Genomic DNA, 21,343 nt, shown 5'->3' on the forward strand with positions numbered 1-21,343 from the left:
CAGCCGGTCCAGCACCGCCTGCGCCGCCTCGGCCCGCTCCAGCGCCGCCGGGGTCACGCGCAGCACCGCGCGCGCCGCACTCTGCGCTTCCCAATGCCGCCGCTGCGCCTCGGCCTGCGCCAGCTGCGCCGCCAGTGTCACCGCCCGTGCCCGGGCCGCGCGCGCTTGATCGGCCCGGCGTGCGCGCTCCACCCTGTCGGCCGCGACGCCAAGAGCTGTCACCGCCGCGCCATGCTGGCCCTGCGCCGCCACCACCTCCGCCGCAGCCGCCGCCACCAAGCCTTCGGCGCGGTCAGACGCGACCACGCGCTCGGCATGGGCCGCGGCGGCCTTGTCCAAGCGCCCTTGCAGATCCTCGATCCGGCGGATCTCGGCCCGCGCCTGCGCCAGCGTCACCTGCGCCAGCCGCACATCGGCCGCTGCCTTCCGGCTTTGCTCCGCATGGCTTTCGGCGGCCTGCAGCGCCGCTTCGGCCCGGGCCAAGGCCTCGGCCTCGCGCGCCTGCGCCTCCGGGTCAGACAGCGCCTGCAGGCGGCGCAAAAGCCCCCCGCGCTGGCTCAGCGCATCTGTCAAGCGGCGCGCCTTTTCTTCCAAAGCGTCGCGCGCGGCCTCCAGACCGGCGGCCTCCTCCACCGCCCGCGCCCATTCGCCCCCGGCCTTGGGTTTCAAGGTGCTGGTCGCCAGCCGTGCCAGCGCCTCATTCACCCGCGCCAGCACCTGATCCATCCGGCGCCCGCCCGTCATCGCCTCGATCTCGCCCGCGACCGAAGACACCAGATCGCGCCGCGTGGCAAAGGCACGGTCCCGCTCGGCCCGGTCGGCGGCGGTGCTGCCTTCCGGCTCCAGCCCCAACAGCCCCTGCCGCACCCACAAAAGACCCGAGGGCCCCGCCAGCCCCTGCCCCTGTCCAGCCAGCCCCTGCCCCGTCAGCCCCTGACCCGCCAACCGGTCGATCCACGCCTCGGCCTCATCCTCCTGCGCGATCACCCGCCCGGACGCATCCAGCACCCGCGCGCTCTGCCGCGACAACCAGCGCTTTTCCAGCCGGAACCGGCCCTCGGCCACCTCCACCTCCACCGCAGCCTCAGGCGCGCCTCCGGCATGCGGCTGCAAGGCCCGCGTCTGCGCCGTCTTGCTGCGATGCGGCTGAAAGAACAGCGCATGAAGCCCGTCGAAAAACGTGGATTTGCCGAATTCATTGGGCTGGGACAGCACCGAAATCCCATCCCCGATGCCCTCGATCCGCGCCCGCTGCCCGCCAAAACGGCGCAGATTGGTCAACTCGATCGCCCGGATCTTCATGGCTGCACCTCCTGCACCAGCGCGAACAGCCGCGCCAGCGCCGCCTCGGCCAACGCGCGCTCGGCCGCGCCCAAAGCCGGGTCTTGCGCTTGCCCCAACAGGGTTTCCGCCGCCTCGCGCAGCGCGCCGCTGCGGTCGATCGCCTCCAGATCGCCCCGGCCCACATCGGTGCCCAACCGGCTCAGGTCCCCCTCGAACCAACCGAAATCCGGGCCAAGCCCTGCCAGTTCGGCCTCCAGCCCCGCGCGCTCGGCCAAGGTCAACCGCCCCGTCACCTCGATCCGCATCAGCACATCGCGCCGCGCGGCCTGCGGCGGCAGCACATCCGACAAACGGCGCGCCACATCGTCACCGGGCAACAGATCCAGCCCGGGCCGCCGCCAGTGGAACTGCCCTGTCGGCACCGGCTCGGCCACCGCCCCGCCCCCTGCCAAGCACACCCGCACCGCCCCCGGCGCGCTTTCGTGCTTGAACCCATCCGCTTCCGGCGTGCCGCTATACCATGTCGCCGGGCCAACCTGCATCCGCCCATGCCAATCGCCCAACCCCAGATAATCCAGACCCGACAGCCGCGCGCGGTCCGGCGGAATGATCCCCGCGCCGCCGTCCTCGCCGCTGAAATCGGTGATCGCCCCATGCCCCAGACCAATGCGCAGGCAGCCTGCCGGGGTCGCCCCCGACATCGCCTCGGTCAGGTCCCGCCCCGGACGCCGCTGGGTGCAAGGCGCCGGCAACAGCCACACATCCGGTTTAAGCGCCTGTGGCTCCGGCGTCAGCAACACCCGCAGATTGGCAGGCGCATCGCCGCTGATCCGCCGCCACAATTCCGAGGCCGCCAGACTGTCATGATTGCCGGGCAGCAGGAACCAGCGCAGATCCGACTCCGCCGCCATCGCCCGCAAGGCATGGCGCAGCGTTTCGGGCGAAGGCGTCTCGGCGTCGAATGTGTCGCCCGCCAGCAGCACATCTTGCGCACCCCCCGCCCGCGCCGCCGCCGCCAGCCGCTGAATCACCCCATGCCGCGCCTCGCGCAGGCGGCCCCGGATTCCTTCGGGAAAACTGCCAAAGGCCTTGCCCAAGTGCAGATCCGCGCTGTGCAGGAAAGTATAGGTCATGCGTCATCCGTCCCCAACAGCGGCGGCTGCGCCCTTGTGGCGCCTCCACCGTGCCGGGCCGACCTTCCCGCAAAGGAAAGGCCGCGGCAACCCCTTGCGCCCTGCGCGTGCCTTCAGCCTGCCAGCGCCACCGGTTGCCCCATCGAGTCAGACACCATCTTTTCCAGCACCAGCCGCAGCTTCGCCGGGTCCACCGGCTTTTGCACCATTGGCACAGACTGGAAATCCGCCGGCAGATGCTCCGGCCCATAGCCAGAGACAAAGCAGAACGGAATGTTGCGCTTGCGCAGGATCTTGGCCACGCCATCCACCCGCTCGCCGCCCAGATTGCCGTCCAGCAGCGCCAGATCGACCGTCTGCTCTTCCGCCGCCACCAGTGCATCGCGCAAGGTGCGGGCCACGGCCACCACCTCGGCCCCGGCATCCTCCAACTCGCAGCTCAGATCCAGCGCAACCAGCGGCTCGTCCTCGATCAGCAGGATGCGCCGACCGATCAGCAAATCCTCGGACAAGGTCACCGGCGCCGCCACAGGGCGCGCGGCCGCGCTGCCTTGCAGGAGGGTCACGCCTTCGGTCAGACGAATGGTCCAGACCACGCCGGTCGGCTGCCAGTCCACCGCCACCGTGCCTTCTTCGCCGCCAGCACTCGCCCCGATCAGCGTGTGGCCAAAGCCCTTGCGCGTGGGCGGCACCACCGTAGGGCCGCCGCGCTCCTGCCATGTCAGGATCAGCCCGTCGCCCTCACAGCGCCACGACAGGATCACCTCGCCCCCGGGCACTGAAAACGCGCCGTATTTCTGCGCATTGGTCCCCAATTCGTGCAGCGTCAGCGCAAGCCGCAGCATGTTCTCCGGGGAAATCTGCACCTGCGGCCCATGGCGCTGCAAACGGTCGCCCACAAGCGTGCCCGCCTTCACCTGATCCTCGATCAAGCCATCCAGTGGCGCGCTCGACCATGTGGCATCCGACAAAATCGAATGCGCGCGCGACAGTGCCTGCAAGCGGCCCGAAAAGCTCTGATCAAAGGCTTGCAGACTGGCCGATTGCCGCAGCGTCTGCCGCGCGATGGCCTGCACATTGGCCAAGGTGTTCTTGATCCGGTGGTTCAGCTCCCCGATCAGCAACGAGCGCATTTCTTCCGCCTGCCGCCGCTCGGTGATGTCCAGCACCTGCAAGGTCAGCGACATATGCTTGCCATCCGCCTCGCACAGCGATGATCCGTGCAGCTCGCAGGCGATCTCGCGACCATCGGCACCAAAGGCCACCGCTTCCATCGTATAGCGTGGCGCCGCTTCGCTCGCGTTGTCGGCGGCGATCCACCCCCGCAGCACCTCGATCGTCTCGGGTGCAAGCCAGCGCGTCTCGCCCACCGGACGGCCCAGCATGTCGCGCGCCTTGTAACCAAAGATCCGCTCCGCCCCCTGCGACCATGCGCGCAGCATCAGCGCGCAATCCAGTTCGATCGTCGCCAGCGGCGAATTGTCGGTATGCGCCTTCAGCCGCGCCATCGCCTGATCGCGGTGCTGCGCAATCGCACGCATCTCGTCGCGCTGGCGGGCCAGATCGCGCGCCTGCTGGCCCAGTTGGAAAAACACCTCCGACTTGGACTTCAGCACCACGGGATCAATCGGCTTGAAGATGAAATCCACCGCCCCCGCTTCATAGCCCCGAAAGCGGCGGGTTTCGTCCACATCGGCGGCGGTCACAAAGATGATCGGCAGCCGCCGCGTTTTCTCGGCCCCCCGCATCAGCTCGGCCAGTTCGTAGCCGTCGGTGTCGGGCATATGCACGTCAAGCAAGGCCAAGGCGTAATCATTGACCAGCATCAGCTCCAAGGCCTCGGCCGCCGATTGCGCCTTGTGAATCTCCAGCCCGTCCCGCCGCAGCAAGGCTTCAAGCGCCACCAGATTTTCCTTGATGTCGTCCACCAGCAGAAAGCGGATCGCTCTATCCGGCATGGTCACCCTCCCTGAACTGCATTGCGGCGCCAAATGCGCTGAGACTCGTCAAACGCCGAATACAGCGGCGCATGCGCTGAAAAGCGCAAGGTCTCATGCGCCCCAAGGCCCAAGAACCCGCCCCGCGCCAAGGAGTCTGCGAACAGCCCCAACGCGCGGTCCTGCAACGTCGTATCAAAGTAAATGAGCACATTGCGGCAAGACACAAGATGCACTTCCGAAAACACCTGATCCGAGGCCAGATTGTGTTCGGTGAACACCGTCTTGCGCCGCAGGCTCCGGTCAAAGGCAGCCCGGCCATAAGCTGCCGTGTAGTAATCCGACAAAGAGGCCCGCCCCCCCGCCTGATGGTAATTTTGTGAAAACTGCGCCATTCGGTCCATATCATAGACCCCCGCCTCGGCCTTGGCCAGCGCGCGGCGGTTGATCTCGGTCGCATAAAAGATGGTGCGGTCGAACAGCCCCTCTTCCCGGAAGAGGATCGCCAGCGAATACAGCTCTTCGCCATCCGCACAGCCCGCCACCCAAACCTTGAGCGAAGGGAAGGTGCTCAGATGCGGGATCACCTCGCGCCGGATCGACAGATAATAGCTGGGGTCGCGGAACACCTCGCTCACCTGAACGGTCATCGCATCGATCACCGTCGGCAACACATCGGGTTCATGCAGCAGGCGGCGCTGCAAATCAGACAGCGTCGCGCACTCCAGACGGCTGCGCGCAAGATCGGCGCGCCGCTGCAAGGACGTGCGCGAATACGACCGGAAATCATAATGATACCGCCGGAACAGCGCTTCGAGAAACAAATCCAGCTCAACATCCGCCGGAGCGGGAACAGGCACAGGCGCCGGGATCATCGCGGCATCCAGACACGGGTCAGCGACAACAGCTTGTCCACATCCAGCGGCTTGGACAAATAGTCATTCGCCCCCGCCGCAAGACATTGGTTCTGGTCATCGGCCATCGCCTTCGCCGTCAGCATGATGATGGGCAACCCCTTCCAGCGGTCGATCTTGCGGATCTCGCGGGTGGCGGTCAGCCCGTCCATCTCGGGCATCATCACATCCATCAGCACCAGATCAATCTTGGGCTGCGCCCCATCCGCGATCCGCCCCAGCACCTCCAGCGCCTCGCGCCCGTTGCGGGCAATCTGCACCGTGGCGCCATGAGGCTCGAAGATCCCGGTCAGCGCATAGACATTGCGAATGTCATCCTCGACAATCAGGATACGCCGCCCTTCCAGCATCGCATCGCGGTTCAACGAGGCCGCCAGCATCTCGCGCTGCTTTTCCGGCAGGTCCGACACCACCTGATGCAGGAACAGCGTCACCTCGTCGATCAGCCGCTCGGGCGATTTCGCGCCCTTGATGATGATCGATTTCGAATGCCGCCGCAGCCGCTGCTCTTCCGCCTCGCTCAGCGCGCGGGCGGTGTAAACGATCACCGGCGGGAAGCTCGGGTCATCATCGGAATCCAGCATCTCCAGCAGGTCAAACCCGCTGGCATCCGGCAAGGTCATATCCAGCACGATGCAATCCACCCGCTGGCTGCGGAAGGCGGCCAAGGCCTCGGCGGCGGTGGCCGCACCCACGGCCTCCACCTCGTCATTGCCAAGCAGCGCCTTCAGCCCTTCCAGCTGGGCCGGATCGTCTTCCACGATCAGCACCCGCCGCACCCGCTGCTCCAACCGCTGCTCCAGCCGCTGGATGGCCTGCGAAAGCTCATCGCGCTGCACAGGCTTCATCATATAGCTGATCGCCCCCTGCGACAGCGCCTCATGCGTGTAATCCTCGGCCGAGCACATGTGCACCGGAATGTGCCGCGTCGCCACATCGCGCTTCAGCTGATCCAGCACCGACAGGCCCGAATGGTCGGGCAGCCCCACGTCAAGCACAATCGCATGCGGCTTGTAATGGCGCGCCGCCTGAATGGCCTCATCCGCCCGGCCCACGCACAGGCATTTGAACCCAAGCTCGGTCGCCAAATCACGCAGCACCTGCGCAAACGCCACGTCATCCTCGACCACCAGCATCACCCGGTCGCCGGGCGACAGGGCCTCGCGGTCATCGGTGATCCCCGGCAGCGGCGTCAGCGCCGGGGGCAGCGTCTTGCCTTGGGCGCTTTGCTCGGGAACAGGCGCAGCCAGCGGCGTGCGCGGCACTTCCGCCGCAACCGAAGGCGCGCGCGTCATCCCCGCTTCCTGCGGCAGATCCAGCGGCAGCGTCAGCGTGAAGGTGCTGCCCTTGCCCGGCGTGCTGGCCAAGGTGATCTCGCCGCCCAACAGATCCGCCAACTCGCGCGAGATCGACAGCCCAAGCCCGGTCCCGCCATAGCGGCGCGAAATCGTGCCATCCGCCTGCCGGAACGCATCGAACACCGCCTCCTGCTCGCTTTCGGAAATCCCGATCCCGGTGTCCTGCACCGCAAAGGCAATTCCCTCCGGCACCGGAGAGATCAGCAAGGACACCCGGCCCCGGTCGGTGAACTTCAGCGCATTCGACAGGAAATTGCGCAGCACCTGCTCCAGCCGGTTGCTGTCGGTGTGGAAAGCCGCGATCCCCGGCGCCACTTCCGCCGTCAGCTGCAAGCCTTTCGATCGCGCCTGCACCTCGAATCCACGCAACAGCTTGCGCGCCACCGCTTGGGGGTCAACCTCGGTGCGGATCAAGTCCATCTTGCCCGCTTCGATCTTCGACAGGTCCAGAATGTCATTGATCAGCGTCAGCAAATCCTGACCCGAGCTTTCAATGGTCTGCGCCCAGCGCACCTGCTCTGCCGTCAGCGTGCGGCCCCGGTTTTCCGCCAGCAAGCGTGACATGATCAAAAGCGCATTCAGCGGCGTGCGCAACTCATGCGACATGTTGGCCACGAATTCCGATTTGTAGCGGCTCTCGCGCTCCAGCGTTTTTGCTTGCTCTTCCAAGGTCTTGCGCGACTGCACCAGCGCATTGCGCTGATCTTCCAGCAGTTGCGTCTGGCTTTCCAGCTGGGCGTTCTGCTCTTCCAGCTCGGATTGCTGATGTTCCAGCATCTGCTGGCTTTCCTTCAGCGCGCGCGTCTGCTCTTCCAATTCCTCATTGGTCGCCGCCATCTCTTCGCTATAGCTGCGCAACTCTTCCGCCTGACGGCGGCTCTCTTCCAGCAATTGCTGCAACTGCGTGCGGTATTGCGCCGACCGGATCGCCACACCCACCTTGTCGCTCACCCGCTCCAGCAATTTGCGCGCAGGCTCGCTCAGCGGGGCGTCCAGACCAATCTCAATCGCACCATTGCAGGAAATGCCATCATGGGTCGGGACAATCACGCTATAGGCGGCATGCCCGCGCATCAGCCCCGATCCCCAGCCCAGCGCCACCGACGGATCGGCCTTCAGGCTCACGATCGCATTGCTCTGTGTCGCCCGTGTCAGGTGGCCGTCACCCTCGGCAATCGTCTTGGGCAGACTCTCGGCATCCGTGCCCCACTGGCCGAACCGCTCAAACCCGCCGCCTTGGCGAAGATACACCACCGCCGCCCGCGCGCCCAGTTTCTCGCCAAGCGAGGTCAGCACCTGCGCGCCCAGCTTGTCCAGCGACATGTCGCCCTGCACGGCGCGCGACATCTGAACCTGTCCTTGCTGCACCCAGTCCGAATCCGCCAGCCGCATCCGGCTGATAATCAGATAGCGCCCGGCCCAGCCCAGCATACAGGCCAGACTGCCCGCCATGATCCGGTTGGCGGCGGCGATGGTGGGGTCTATCCCGACGCGGTCCAGCGCAAAGCCCGCCGCAAGTCCAAGGATGATCACGCCCGACACCGCGACAGGCAGGATCGGCCGCGTGCTGACAAAGCTCAGGATCAGCGGAATAAAGTAGCCCAGCCACACCGCTGTGCCCAAGGGGAACATCAGATCCAGCACGAACACAAAAGCAAGCGCAACGCCCACAACGGCGATGACGCCGCTATCCTGCCTGAAATTCACGAACGCTGTCCCCTTCACGCATGCCGATATGGGCGGCCGGGCTCCGCCCGCACCGTCCGAGTGCCTTAAACGCCGCGCAGTGTGACGCAGTTCCCTGCCATGTGAAATTTCTTTTTACATATCTACAGCCGCCATCGGGCGATGACAGGGCAAACATCGCTGGCCTGCCGGACCCGCCGCCAAGCCTCGGTCTTCCGCCACTTGGCAACCCGCACAGGCACCGTGCAAATCGGCAAAAGCCCCGGCGTCTTGGGGCCGGAGTGGGCATCCAGCCCCCCACCCGCCATCGGCAGCCGCACGCGCTGCAATCCACGGTCTTTTCGGCCACGCAGGCATCCGAACCTGCGGACGGGTCGCGGGTCAGTCTTGCCTTGTCGAAAGCCAAGGTGCCGGGCTCAGGCGCTGCCCGGCAACCTGCGGTAAATCACATGATGGTGGCGCCCGTCATAAAGCGGGCGCACCCGTTCCAGCGCCTGCATCGCCGCGATCCGGCGCGGCGAGGCCAGTGCCTCGTCAATCGCCGCGCGGCTGGGGTAGTCAATCTCTTGCACCAGAAACACATCGCTCAGCGCGGCTTCCGACTCCATCGGCTGATACACCCGCACCGCCTGTGCATGCAGCATCTGCGACCACGCAGGCACCAGAAATTGCGCCACCTCCGCGTAGAACTCCTCCTCGCGTCCGGGCTTGATCCGCCCACGAAAAATCGCGCTTCGGGTCCACATCGCGGCATCCTCTCCGGGTCACATCCCGCCAGCCACAGGCGGCTTGGCGGTGTTATCGTTATCATAACCCGGGATCTGCAAAAGTCCACCCATCGCAAAGCGGATAGCCGCAAGCAACACGCGGCCAAGGCCCTGAAAGATCTTTCAGATCTGCGGCTCGCCCCCGCTTTGCGCGGTGCTCAGCCGCGGGTCAGGGCGGCGCGGTGGGCCGTGATCTGCGCCACCAAGGCCTGCGCCCGCGCCGGCCAGTCGGGGCGGCGCACATCCGCCCACGCCATCCCCGCCGCCTGCGCCGCCGCGATGCCCTGATCGCTGTCCTCCAGCACAAGGCACCCTTTCGCCGCCACGCCCAAGCGCGCGGCCCCCGTCAGATACAGGTCCGGCGCGGGCTTGGCGCGCGGCGCATCCTCCACCGCGACGATGGCACCGAACAGCGGGGCCAGCCCGATGTGATGCAGCACCGCCCGCGCGATCTCGCCCTCGCAATTGGTCACCACCGCCATCGGCAGCACCCCCGCCCCCGCCCGCGCCAGCGCCGCCACCGTCGGATTCTCGCGCGCCTGCCGTGCCATGCGCGCCGTCTGTGCCACAGACTCCGCCACCAGCCGCGCGATGTCCGGCGTGCGCCCGAAATCCTCGGCGAATTGCGCAAACAGCCCGCGCCGGTCCAGCCCGGTCAGCCCCAGATACCACGCCCGCGGCAATTCCAGCCCCTGCGCCGCAAAGGCCTGTGCCATGCCGTTGAAATGCATGTCGGCGGTCAGCGCCAAGGTGCCATCGCAGTCGAACAGCAAGGCGGTGGGCAGGTCTGGCCCGGCACCGGGCATCACAGGCAAATCAGGCATCTTCCGTCTTTCTCAGCAAAAAGGTCAGCGCCGCCCCCACCGCCTCGGCGGTGAGGGGCTTGGCAAGGGTGGTGATCCGCCCCGGAAACCGGGACGACATAGGGTCAACCTCGGGCAGATGGCCCGACACAACCAGCGCCCGCGCGGCGGGCCAGCGCTGCAACGCCGCCTCCGCCAGCCGCCAGCCTTCGATCCGGCCCGCCAGCGACAGATCGGTCACGATCAGATCCAACGGCCGCGCCAGCTGCAAAAGCGCGCCCGCCGCCTCCTCGGCCACGCGCAGCTCTGCACAAAGCGGGCCCAGCAAAGCCAGCGCCGCCTTGCGTTCCTCCGGGTTGTCCTCCACCAGCAGCACCCGCCCCAGCCTCGGCACCGCCACCGGCACCGCCCCATGCAGCGGCAGCGTCAGGCGCACCACCGTGCCTTGCCCGGGGGCCGAGGTGATCGCAATATCCCCGCCCGATTGCCGGATGAACCCGTAAACCATCGCCAGACCCAGCCCGGTCCCGGTGCCATCGGCGCGCGCGGTGAAGAACGGCTCCATCGCATGGGCCAGCACCTCGGGCGGCATCCCCGCCCCGGTGTCGGCCACCTCGATCACCGCCAGATCCCCCGCCCGCGCCACCCGCAGCGTCACCCGCCCCGCGCCCTCGATCGCCTGCCCCGCGTTCAGGCACAGGTTCAACAGCGCGCTCTCCAGCTGGCCCGGGTCCACCCGCACCGGCAACGACTCCTCTGGCACCGTCGCCACCACCAGCTCCACCCGGTCGGGCAGCGCCAGCCCCACCAGATCCACGATCCCCTCCACCAAGGCCGGCAATTCCACCAGTTCCGGCTCCAGATGCTGGCGGCGCGCAAAGGCCAGCAGCCGCCCCGTCAGCGCCGCCCCCAGATCCACCGCCGAAGCCATGCTCTGCCGCAGCGCCGCCTGCCGCTCGGGCGGGGCGCGGTCCATCAGATGCAAACTGCCCGAGATCGTCGACAGGATATTGCCGAAATCATGCGCCACCTCGCCCGTGACCTTGCCCAAGGCCTCGATCCGCTGGATCTGGCGCAGCCGCTCTTCCATCTGCCGCCGCTCGGTCGCGTCCGCGATCAGCACCACCGACCCGCCCGCCGGCAGCGTGCTTTCGCGCAGCTCAGCCCGATGCGTCTCGCCCAAGGACAAGATCCCCAGCCCCGGCTGCCCAGCATCCGGCACCCAGCCCGCCTCGCCGATCACCTCCATCAGCCGGGGCCGCCCCGCCAAGCGCGCCGGGTCCACCCGCAGCACCGGGGCCAGCCGCGCGTTCTGCGCCACGATCTGCCCCTGCTCCGACAGGATCGCCACCCCGTCACTGATCCCCGCCATCATGTTTTCGTAAAGCGCGGTCCGCTGCGCCATCTGCCGATGCGACCGGTCCAGCCGCAGCGCATTGGCGCGGAAAATCCGAAAGGCATGAAACAGCTTGCCAATCTCGTCGCCCTGCCCCGCCCCACGCGGCAGCCGCGTCTGCCGGTCGCCCGAGGCCAGCCGCATCATCGCCTCGGAAATCGCCCGCAGATTCCCCGTCACATAGCCCGACACAAACAGCGCCGCCACCAAGGCCAGCGCCGCACTGGCCAGCACCACCAACAGCAGGGTCGATTTGGCAAAGGCAATCGCCGTGGTGGTGCTCGCCCGCTCTGCGGCAATCGCCGCCTGCGCCCGCGCGGTCGCCGCCGCGCCCTCGGCCGTCACCTGCGCCGCGCCCAGCCGGATGCGCACCAGCGCCGCCTCGGCGCCGATCTGCCGCGCCAACTCGCGCCGCCGCAACTCGAACATGCCTTCCGGCCCTTCGGCAATGGCGCGCAGGCGGGTCAGCTCAACCGCCTCATCCGCCGGACGCTGCCCGGTGATCCGCTGCATCAGCCGCGTGTATTCGCGCTGAAACTCGCCCACACCCACCAGATTTTCCGACCGTCCCGCCCCCAGCAGCGCCGCCGCACTCCGCTGCAAGGTCAGCCAATCCTGCCGGGCCTGCAAAGGGGCTGTCACCCGCGCCGACTGCGCCGCATAGCGCCGCTCGGCCGCGGCCAGTTCCGCATTCAGCCGCAAGGTGCGGTCGCGCAGTTCCGCCCGCACCGAGGCATCGCGCACCAGATCGGCAATCGCGCCGCGCATCTCGGCCAAGGTCGGGCGCAAGGCATCCTCCGCCGCCAGCCCCGCCGCGATCCCGTCCACCAGCCGCGTGGCCTCTTGCCCTTCCTGCGCCACGCGGAAAGGGCTGTCCAGCGTCAGCAGATAGGGCGCAAGCGTGGCCAGATCCGCCGCTTGCCGCGACAAGGTCAGCGCCTGATCCACCCCGGCCAAGGTGTCGCCCAAAAGCCGGTCCATCCGGTCATTGCCGCGCGACAGCGCGCCCCAGGCGATGATCCCCACAATCAGCACCGCTGCCGCCAAAAGCCCCAGCGCCCCCAAAAGGCGGCTGCGCACCGAAAGGCGTGTCACGCCGCCGCCCCGGTCACAAAAATATACCCTTGGCCGCGCCGGGTCTGCAAATGCACGGGCTTTGACGGCACCGCCTCGATCTTGCGGCGCAGCCGCAGGATCAGGACATCGATCGTGCGATCCATGTAAAGCGACAGGTCATTGCCCAATTCGGTCAGCAATTCGGTGCGCGGGATGATCCGGCCCGGATGGCGCAGGAAATAGTCCAGCAGCCGGTATTCGGCATTGGTCAGCGCAATCTCGGCCCCTGTCTCATCCAGCAATTCCCGCCGGGTCAGATCCAGCCGCAAACGGCCAAAGGCGCGCAGGTTGCTGGCGCTGCGGTCGGGGGGCAGCACGCCGGGGTGCCCGGTGCGGCGCAGCACGGCCCGCAACCGCGCGATCAGCTCGCGCGGGTTGAAGGGCTTCATCATGTAATCATCCGCCCCGGTTTCCAGCCCGATGATCTTGTCCATCTCGTCGCCGCGCCCTGTCAGCATCACGATGGGAATCCCCATCGTCTCGCGGATGCGGATGGCCAGTGTCAGGCCATTCTCGCCGCGCAGCCGCAGATCGATCAGCGCCAGATCCACCGCCGGGCGCGGCCCCAGCGCCAGAAAAGAGGCACCATCCGGCAACGGCAGCGGATCAAAGCCGTTTTCCGCCAGCAGATCCGCCACCGTGCGGCGCAGATCCGCATCATCATCTATGATGGCCACAACCGGAGACTTGCCCAAAGGCATCTCCCCCTGCGGCATGGACGCATGTTCCATGGCCTTTGTCCTCCCTGCCGCCATGATGGGCAAAGCGTCGCGGGGTGCAATCTTATTCCGGTTGCGAAAATTCTGGCTTTTCTGGCGGTTTGTAACATTGTTCATCATAATCCCCGCTTGCGGTCAGTCTGTTAACCGGGCCACCCCTCCCCCCCGGCCAGCCTCCTGTGCAACTCTTTGCCGGGGCCACTCGGGAGAGGTGGCCATTCCGGGAGGACCACGATGAAAACCACACTGATCAGTGCTTTGGCACTGGCTGCCGCCATGGCCGCAAGCGGCGCTTCGGCGCAAAGCCTGAACGTCGTCTGCTCGAACGAGCAGGCATGGTGCGACCTGATGGCGCAAAACTTCAAGATCGACACTGGCATTGACGTGGCGATGGTGCGCAAATCCACCGGCGAGGTTCTGGCGCAGATCCGCGCCGAAGCCGGCAATCCCAAGATCGATGTCTGGTGGGGTGGCACGGGCGACCCGCATCTGATCGCCGCCAATGAAAACCTGACCGTCGCCAGCGGCGTCGATGTCTCTGAACAGCTCGGCTGGTCGCAGAACATGACCGAAATGTCGGGCGGCAAGGCGGTGGGTGTGCATGTGGGCCTTCTGGGCATCCTGTACAACACCGAAGTTCTGGCCGAAAAGGGCCTGCCCGCGCCAGCCTGCTGGAAGGATCTGGCCAAGCCCGAATACAAGGGCGAGGTCACGGTCTCGAACCCGCAATCCTCCGGCACGGCCTATACCCAGCTTGCCACGCTGGTGCAGCTCTTTGGCGAGGACGAGGCGTTCAAGATGCTGGCCGACATCGGTCAGAACGTGAACCAGAACACCAAATCCGGCTCGGCCCCCAGCAAGATGGCCGCGCGGGCGGAAACCACCATCGCGGTCGGCTTCATGCATGACATGGTGAACCTGAAAAAGCAGGGCTTCCCCGTCGAGATCGTCTCGCCTTGCGAAGGCACCGGCTATGAGGTCGGCGCCGTGTCGGTGATCGCCAACACCCCCAATCTCGAAGCCGCGACGAAATGGGTGGAATATGTGATCTCGGCCGAAGCGCAGTCGCGCGGGCTCGAGGTCGGCGTGTTCAACATCCCCTCCCACCCCGCCGCCGAAACCGACCCCGAGGCCCCCGACATGGCCGCGGTCAAGCTCATCGACTACGATTTCGCCACCTATGGCGCCTCTGAAACCCGCGAGCGTCTGCTGGCCCGCTGGGAAGCCGAAGTGAAGTCCAAGGGCGGCAACTTCGAACAGTGATCGCCTGACCGGCCCGCCCCCATCCGGGGCGGGCCCTTCGCGCATCCACCGGCAGTTTTCCAAAGGATAAGACAATGCGGCGCACGGCGGGGCTTTGGCTCTTGATCGGGCTGGCAGGCTATGCCCTGCTGCCTTGGTATATGGTGGCAGGAGGATTCTGGTCCTTCGGCTGGATCTCTTCACTGGGCAGCGACGCGCGCCCCGCCCTGCTCTGGGCGATGGAGGCGCGCGGCTGGCTCTGGCTGCCGCTTCTGGGCTTTGCCATCGCCGCCGCCGCCCTCGCGCTCCGCCGCGACCACCTCACCACCGCCCGCGGGCTCGTCCTTGGCGGCGGCCTCGGCCTCGCGCTGATGGCCGCTCAAGGCCTTGTGATCCTTGGCAACGGCACCCGCTTTGGCCTGCTGGACGGCGCCAGCCAGCCCGGCATGGGCGGCGGCGCCTTTGTCACCGCCACCGCACTGCTCTTTCTCCTCACCACCGGCATCTCCGGCATGGGCCGTGGTCGCGGAGACGCCTTCATCACCGGCCTCATCGGTGCCATCATCGCCCTCGTCGGCATCTTCGTCTTCTACCCGATGAGCTTCATCCTGATCCGCGCCTTCGAGCTGCGCGGCGGCGCGGGCCTTGGCGTCAGCGAATTCCTCCCGCGCTTCTTCGCCCCCGAAATCTGGTCCGCCGCCTGCCTCACCGGGCGCGGCACCTGCGGCGCGGCGCTCAACTCGCTCTTGCTCGCCCTTGCCACCGCCACCGGCACCACCCTCATGGGCCTTGCCTTCGCGCTCATCTTCACCCGCACCAATTTCCGCGCCAAAAAGCTCCTGCGCGTCCTCACCATCCTGCCCATCATCACGCCTCCCTTCGTGATCGGGCTCGTCCTCATCCTCCTCTTCGGCCGCGCCGGCACCATCACCGAGTTCTTCTCCGACACCTTCGGATGGGAGAAAACCCGCTGGCTCTACGGCTTTTACGGCGTCTGGCTCGCCCAGATGCTCTCCTTCACCCCGATCGCCTTCCTCGTGCTGATCGGCGTGGTCGAAGGCGTCAGCCCCAGCATGGAGGAAGCCTCGCAAACCCTCGACGCCGACCGCTGGCAAACCTTCCGCTTCATCAGCCTGCCGCTGATGCGCCCCGGCCTTGCCAATGCCTTCCTGCTCGGCTTCATCGAAAGCCTTGCCGATTTCGGCAACCCGCTCGTGCTCGGCGGCAATTTCAACGTGCTGTCCACCGAAATCTACTTCGCCATCGTCGGCACCGTGGCCGACCCGGCCAATGCCGCCATCCTCTCGCTCATCCTTCTGGTGATGACGCTGGGCGCCTTCCTTGCCCAACGCAAATGGCTGGGCCGCAAGAACTATGCCACCGTCACCGGCAAGGCCGACTCGGGCCGCAACGCCGCGCTGAACGATGGCCTGCGCTGGACCTGCTATGCCGTCGCCCTGCCTTGGGCCGCCTTCACGCTGGTGCTTTACCTGCTCATCGTCTTTGGCAGCTTCGTCAAGCTCTGGGGCTATGACCACACGCTCACCTTCGAGCATTACACCCGCGCCTTCGGCATCGTCTATCGCAACGGCATCCACTTCACCGGGGCCGCATGGAACAGCTATTTCACCACTCTGACCATCGCGGCCATCGCAGCCCCGCTCACCGCAGCCGTCGGCCTCGCCACCGCCTATCTGCTGGTGCGCCAGAAATTCGCGGGCAAAGAGGCGTTCGAGTTTTCCACCATGCTCTCCTTTGCCATTCCCGGCACGGTGATCGGGGTGGCCTATGTGATGGCCTTCAACTTCCCGCCGATTGAATTAACCGCCACCGGCCTGATCCTGATCATCGTCTTCGTGTTCCGCAACATGCCGGTGGGCGTGCGCGGCGGCATCGCCGCGATGAGCCAGCTCGACAAATCGCTGGACGAGGCCTCGATCACCCTTGGCGCCAATTCGGCCACCACCTTGCGCCGGGTGATCCTGCCCTTGATGGGTCCGGCCATTCTTGCCGCGCTCACCTACAGTTTCGTGCGGGCCATCACCTCGGTCTCTGCCGTCATCTTCCTTGTCTCGGCCCGCTACAACATGGCCACAAGCTTCATCGTCGGCCGGGTCGAGAATGGCGAATTCGGCATCGCCATCGCCTATGCCACCGTGCTGATCGTCACCATGCTGGTCGCCATCCTTGCCCTGCAACTGATCATCGGGCGGCGCAAACTGCGCCGGGCCGATCGCATCGAAGCCCATTGAAAGAGGCCGCCATGAAAGGCTCTGTCCGTTTCGAAAATGTCACCAAGACCTTCGGCGATGTTGTGGCGCTCAAGCCGCTGTCGCTCGACATCACCCCCGGCACGCTCGTCACCCTGCTTGGCCCGTCGGGCTGCGGCAAGACCACCACGCTGCGCCTGATCGCAGGGCTTGAAAGCGCAAGCTCTGGCCGCATCCTGATCGGGGGGCAGGATGTCACCCATCTTTCGGCCACCTACCGCGCGGTGTCGATGGTGTTTCAGTCCTACGCGCTGTTCCCGCACATGACCGTGCTCGAAAACGTGGGCTACGGCCTCTCGGTCAAGGGCACGGCCAAATCCGAACTCCGCGACCGCGCCGAAGCCGGGCTCGAGATGGTGGGCCTCAAGGGCTTTGGCGCGCGGCTGCCGTCCGAGCTGTCGGGCGGCCAGCAGCAGCGCGTCGCCGTGGCCCGCGCCATCGTGCTGGAACCCGAGGTTCTGTTGCTCGATGAACCGCTCTCGAACCTTGATGCGAAATTGCGCCGCCATGTGCGCGAGGAAATCCGCCAGATCCAGCAGCGCCTGGGCCTGACGGCGGTCTATGTGACGCATGACCAGGAAGAGGCGATGGCGGTGTCGGACCGCATCATCGTCATGAAAAACGCCGAGATCGCCCAAGAAGGCGCGCCGCAAGATCTTTATGATCGCCCGGCCTCGGCCTTCATCGCCGATTTCATCGGAGACGCGAACCTGATCGATGTCGAGGTGACGCGCGCGGGCGACACCACCGAAGTGGCCCTGCTCGACCGCCGCCTCGCCCTGCCCTTGGCCAGTGCCGCCACCGGCCCTGCCCGCATGGTCTTGCGCCCGCATCATGTGCGCTTGTCGCGCGATCCGGCACCGCACAGCCTCCCGGCCGAGGTCACCTATGCCGCATGGCTGGGCAATTCGGTGCAATACACCTTGTCCACCGCCGCAGGCTCGATCTTTGCCATCGGCGCGCCCCAGCCCTTGCCCTTCCGGCAGGGCGACACGGTCCACATGGGCTTCGCGCCCGAAGATGTGCGGCTGGTCCCCGCCTGACCGCGGGCCGGACAGGTTTTCTCTTGGGGGGGCGGGCATCTGCCCCCCCTCTTTTTCAGTCTGAAGCCGTGTCTTGGCGCAGGGTCACATCCGCCGCGCGCGAGTGCGCCACCACCAGCCGCGCATTGGGAATGTCATTGCTCAGCGCCCGTGCCCGCGCCGCCTCGGGCGCATGGCCATAATGCAGCCAACGCGCCACAAGGCGGCGCTCCAACTCGGCCTCGGGCACCTCGACAAACACCGTCATGTCGAACATCGGGGCCAGATCGCGCCACGGCGCCTGATCCAGCAGCAGGTAATTGCCTTCGATCACGATGATCGGCACCTCTGGCCCCACTTCGCGCGCGCCAGCCCGCGCCAGATCCAGATCGCGGTCGAAGACGGGCAGAATCACCGGCCTGTCCGCTGCCCGGACCCGCGCCAGATCACGCGCCAGCCCGTCCACGTCAAAGGTCGGAGGAGAGCCTTTGCGGTCGCGCAGGCCGCGTGCGTCCAAAAGGGCATTGTCCAGATGATAGCCGTCCATCGGCATCACCACCGCCACCCCCGGCTGGCGCTGGTTCAGCGCGTCGCACAAGGCCTCGGCCAGCGTCGATTTGCCCGCCCCGGGTGCGCCCGCGATGGCCACCACCATCCGCGCGCCTGTCATCCGCGCGCCCGTCATCCGGCCCAGCACGGCCTCGGCCAAGGCTTGCGTCTCCATCGGTTCCTCCCTTGCGGCCTCGCCTCCCTTTCTTGGCCAGCCCCCACCGCTTCGCAAGGGCAAAAGCGGCGCCGACGAAACGGGGAACTGTGGCCGCGAAAGGGTGGTGGCCTGTCCCGCCTGCGCGTCCCACACCACCACCCGCCCCGTGTTCAAACGTTAAGTTTTGGTAAATTCCCGCAGCCAAGAGCTTGATTTCAAATGACTTCAAAAATGACCCCCTGTGTGACAGCGCGTGTGTCACACACCCGGCGTCAAACCGAAACCGTCGCCTTCAGAACCTCTTTCGACAGCGTGGCCTTGTCTCCCTCCAAAGCCACCTCCCCCCGCTTCAGAACATAAAACCGGTCGGCCAGCCCATAGGCAAAGTCAAAATATTGCTCGACCAGAATGATCGCCATGTCCCCCTTCCCCTTCAGGTAGTCAATGACCCGCCCGATCTGCTGGATGATGTTGGGCTGGATGCCCTCGGTCGGCTCATCCAAAAGCAAGACCCGCGGCTTCATGATCATCGCCCGGGCGATCGCCAGCTGCTGCTGCTGCCCCCCCGACAGATCCCCGCCCCGCCGATGCAGGAACTCTTTCAGGATCGGGAAAAGCTCGAAGATCTCGTCAGGGATGCGATGCTCCGCCCGCGGCAGCAGCGCATAGGCCGTCTCCATGTTTTCCCGGACAGTCAGCAAGGGAAAGATCATCCGCCCCTGCGGCACCACCGCCAGCCCCCGCCGCGCCATGCCCTGCGGCGGCACGACGGGCACCTCTTCACCGCCCAGCCACAGCTGCCCGCCCGACCGAGGATGTGTCCCCGCCAGCGCCTTCAACAGCGAGGTCTTGCCCACCCCGTTGGTCCCCATCACGCAGGTCACCTCGCCCGCGCGCGCCTCCATGCTGATCCCGTGCAGGATCTGGCTGCCCCCATAGTGCAGTGTCAGGCCTTCGGTTCTGATCATCTCTCGGACCGCCCCAGATAAACGTCGATCACCTGCGGATTGCGGGTGACATGGTCCAGACTGCCCTCTGCCAGCACAGACCCTTCGTGCAGCACCGTGACCTTGCAGTTCAGGCGGCGCACGAATTCCATGTCATGCTCCACCACCACCACCGCGCGGGTCCGCGCCAGATCCACCAGCAGGCGCGTGGTGTGCTCCCGCTCGGCCAGCGTCATGCCCGCGGCGGGTTCGTCCACCAACAGAAGCTGCGGCTCTTGCGCCAGCAGCATCCCGATCTCCAGCCATTGCTTTTGCCCGTGGCTAAGCTCGCCCGACTTGCGCGCCAAAGCGTCGCCCAAGCCCACCTCGGCCGCGAGCGCCGCCACCCGCGCATGATCCGCCACCTTGGGCGACCAGAACAGCACCGCCAGCGGCCCGCGCGCGGCCTTCAGCGCCATCATCAGATTGTCAGCCACCGTCTGATCCTCGAACACTGTCGGTCGCTGAAACTTGCGCCCCACTCCGGCCCGCGCGATCTGGGCCTCGGACATCGACAGAAGCGATTGCAGCCGCGAACCCCACAACACACGGCCTTCGTCGGGACGGGTCTTGCCGGTGACGATATCCATGAAGGTGGTCTTGCCCGCCCCATTCGGCCCGATGATCGCCCGCAACTCGGCCGGACCGATCGAGAAGGACAGGTTGTTGATCGCGCGAAAGCCGTCAAAGGTGACCGAGACGCCGGACACTTCCAGAAGCTGGGTCATTCCTTGGCCTCCTTTTCCAGCAAGGCACCATCATCGGGGCCAAGGGCTGCCCCTTTGCGGTCGGGGTGGCGCAGGCCTTGCCACAGGTCGAACAGACCCCCGATGCCCTTGGGCGCGAAAAGCGTGACGCAGACAAAGGTCAGGCCCAACAGGATCAGCCACCAGTCGACCCAGTTGACGGTGTAGAAGCCCAGGTTGAGCGATGGCGCCCGCCCGCCGGTGAACCATGAGGACAAGAGCGACACCAGCGCCGCCCCGATCACCGCGCCATAGAGCCGCCCGCGCCCGCCAATGGCGACCCAGACCGCCAGATAGATGCTGGCGATGGGGGCAAGCTCGGCCGGGTTGATGATGCCGGCCTGAGGGTAGTAAAGCGCGCCAGCGATGGCGGCGATGATGGCGGTGAGGGTGAAGACAAAGAGCTTATACCCTTCGACCGAATAGCCAAGGAAGCGCACCCGCGCCTCGTCATCGCGGATGGCGCGGATGACGGAGCCGAACTTGCCCGAGACGACCCAGGCCACCAAAAGGTAGCCAAGCCCGAGCGCCGCCGCCGAAGCCCAGAGGAACCAGACCGAGATCCGGTCCTGAGAGACAGCGTCCAGACCGGGGATGTTCTGCAAGCCCGAAAGCCCGTTGTTGCCCCGCAAGCCGGAATCGTTCTGGAAGAGGTAAAGGGCAAGCGCAAGCGTCATGGCCTGGGTCAGGATGGAGAGGTAAACCCCCGTCACCCGGCTGCGAAAGGCAAGCCAGCCGAAGATCAGCGCGAGGAGGCCCGGGACCAGCACGACGAGCAGAAGTTGAAGGGGGAGCGAATGGGCAAAGACCCAGACGCCGGGCAATTCGGATGCCCCCACCACACCAAAGATCTGGGCGGCGATGCCGTTCTGGATTTCCTGCGCGGTGGCGGGCAGCGCCTCGTTCGAGAGGGCGGTGATGACGATGGCCTCGGTGCGGGCATACATCAGCCACATGCCGATCATGTAGCCGCCAAGCGCGAAGAAGGCCATGTGGCCGAGGCTGAGGATCCCCGCATAGCCCCAGATCAGATCCATCGCGAGCGCGGCCAAGCACAGGCAGAGCGTCTTGCCCAGCGTCTTGATGAAGGAGGTGGAGATCAAGGCCAGGCCGTAAGCCTCGGACAGGAGTGTGACCCCCAGCGTGAACAGCGACAGGAGCAGCAGGAACCAAAGGACCGATGGGTTGCGGGCGAGAAAAGTTCGGGTCATGCGCGGCCTCTGGCGTTGGCAGCGGGGGTTTCACACCCCCGCACCCC

The 21,343-nt window shown here is 66.4% G+C and carries 15 protein-coding genes and 1 pseudogene; 3 read left to right on the top strand and 13 right to left on the bottom strand.

Translation table 11 applies throughout. The annotated features are described in order from the left end of the window. From CUR21_RS18500 to CUR21_RS00055, 9 genes and pseudogenes are all read right to left on the bottom strand, one after another. Nucleotides 1-1,302 (bottom strand): annotated as a pseudogene (locus CUR21_RS18500) (chromosome segregation protein SMC); the annotation flags it as partial. Beyond that, on the bottom strand, nt 1,299-2,417 hold the full coding sequence (locus CUR21_RS00015) for a metallophosphoesterase (RefSeq protein WP_100194969.1): 1,119 nt from the start codon (nt 2,415-2,417) through the stop codon (nt 1,299-1,301). The gene CUR21_RS00015 and the pseudogene CUR21_RS18500, both read right to left, overlap by 4 nt. A gap of 113 nt (nt 2,418-2,530) precedes the next feature. Then, on the bottom strand, nt 2,531-4,375 hold the full coding sequence (locus tag CUR21_RS00020; protein ID WP_100194970.1) for a response regulator: 1,845 nt from the start codon (nt 4,373-4,375) through the stop codon (nt 2,531-2,533). 2 nt (nt 4,376-4,377) lie between these two features. After that, nucleotides 4,378-5,229, bottom strand: a complete 852-nt coding sequence (locus CUR21_RS00025; protein WP_100194971.1) for a protein-glutamate O-methyltransferase CheR — start codon at nt 5,227-5,229, stop codon at nt 4,378-4,380. Beyond that, the gene (locus CUR21_RS00030) at nt 5,226-8,333 is read right to left on the bottom strand and encodes a response regulator (protein WP_232622624.1); all 3,108 of its coding nucleotides are present in this window, start codon (nt 8,331-8,333) and stop codon (nt 5,226-5,228) included. Before CUR21_RS00030 ends, CUR21_RS00025 begins: the two co-directional genes overlap by 4 nt. Before the next feature lie 395 nt (nt 8,334-8,728). Continuing rightward, complete coding sequence (locus CUR21_RS00040; RefSeq protein WP_100194973.1) at nt 8,729-9,058, bottom strand: hypothetical protein; 330 nt, start codon at nt 9,056-9,058, stop codon at nt 8,729-8,731. 179 nt (nt 9,059-9,237) lie between these two features. Then, nucleotides 9,238-9,903 (bottom strand): HAD family phosphatase, encoded by a 666-nt coding sequence (locus CUR21_RS00045; RefSeq protein WP_100194974.1) that lies wholly within the window; start codon nt 9,901-9,903, stop codon nt 9,238-9,240. Next, nucleotides 9,896-12,373, bottom strand: a complete 2,478-nt coding sequence (locus CUR21_RS19030; protein ID WP_100194975.1) for an ATP-binding protein — start codon at nt 12,371-12,373, stop codon at nt 9,896-9,898. The genes CUR21_RS00045 and CUR21_RS19030 overlap by 8 nt, the downstream gene beginning before the upstream one ends. Further along, nucleotides 12,370-13,125 (bottom strand): winged helix-turn-helix domain-containing protein, encoded by a 756-nt coding sequence (locus CUR21_RS00055; protein ID WP_369802487.1) that lies wholly within the window; start codon nt 13,123-13,125, stop codon nt 12,370-12,372. Before CUR21_RS00055 ends, CUR21_RS19030 begins: the two co-directional genes overlap by 4 nt. A 222-nt stretch (nt 13,126-13,347) precedes the next feature. Between CUR21_RS00055 and CUR21_RS00060 the strand changes: the two genes are divergently transcribed. The 3 genes from CUR21_RS00060 to CUR21_RS00070 all read left to right on the top strand — a co-directional run bounded on the left by CUR21_RS00060 (nt 13,348) and on the right by CUR21_RS00070 (nt 17,668). Further along, nucleotides 13,348-14,376, top strand: coding sequence for an ABC transporter substrate-binding protein (locus tag CUR21_RS00060; protein ID WP_100194976.1), 1,029 nt, complete (start codon nt 13,348-13,350; stop codon nt 14,374-14,376). Between the two features lie 74 nt (nt 14,377-14,450). After that, nucleotides 14,451-16,607 carry an iron ABC transporter permease gene (locus CUR21_RS00065; protein ID WP_100194977.1) on the top strand — a complete coding sequence of 719 codons (2,157 nt, stop codon included), beginning with the start codon at nt 14,451-14,453 and terminating at the stop codon, nt 16,605-16,607. 11 nt (nt 16,608-16,618) lie between these two features. Beyond that, the gene (locus CUR21_RS00070; protein ID WP_100194978.1) at nt 16,619-17,668 is read left to right on the top strand and encodes an ABC transporter ATP-binding protein; all 1,050 of its coding nucleotides are present in this window, start codon (nt 16,619-16,621) and stop codon (nt 17,666-17,668) included. A 55-nt stretch (nt 17,669-17,723) separates the two neighbouring features. Here CUR21_RS00070 and CUR21_RS00075 read toward each other — a convergent pair whose 3' ends face one another. From CUR21_RS00075 to urtC, 4 genes are all read right to left on the bottom strand, one after another. After that, nucleotides 17,724-18,371 (bottom strand): nucleoside triphosphate hydrolase, encoded by a 648-nt coding sequence (locus tag CUR21_RS00075; protein ID WP_100194979.1) that lies wholly within the window; start codon nt 18,369-18,371, stop codon nt 17,724-17,726. 254 nt (nt 18,372-18,625) lie between these two features. Next, nucleotides 18,626-19,321, bottom strand: coding sequence for an urea ABC transporter ATP-binding subunit UrtE (urtE, locus tag CUR21_RS00080; protein WP_100194980.1), 696 nt, complete (start codon nt 19,319-19,321; stop codon nt 18,626-18,628). Continuing rightward, nucleotides 19,318-20,067: an urea ABC transporter ATP-binding protein UrtD gene (gene urtD / locus CUR21_RS00085; protein ID WP_100194981.1), complete on the bottom strand. Its 750-nt coding sequence runs from the start codon at nt 20,065-20,067 to the stop codon at nt 19,318-19,320. Before urtD ends, urtE begins: the two co-directional genes overlap by 4 nt. Further along, nucleotides 20,064-21,296, bottom strand: a complete 1,233-nt coding sequence (urtC, locus tag CUR21_RS00090; RefSeq protein WP_100194982.1) for an urea ABC transporter permease subunit UrtC — start codon at nt 21,294-21,296, stop codon at nt 20,064-20,066. Before urtC ends, urtD begins: the two co-directional genes overlap by 4 nt. Nucleotides 21,297-21,343: the final 47 nt, after the last annotated feature.

It is taken from the genome of Pseudorhodobacter sp. MZDSW-24AT (assembly GCF_002794355.1).
Taxonomy (GTDB): Bacteria; Pseudomonadota; Alphaproteobacteria; order Rhodobacterales; family Rhodobacteraceae; genus Pseudotabrizicola.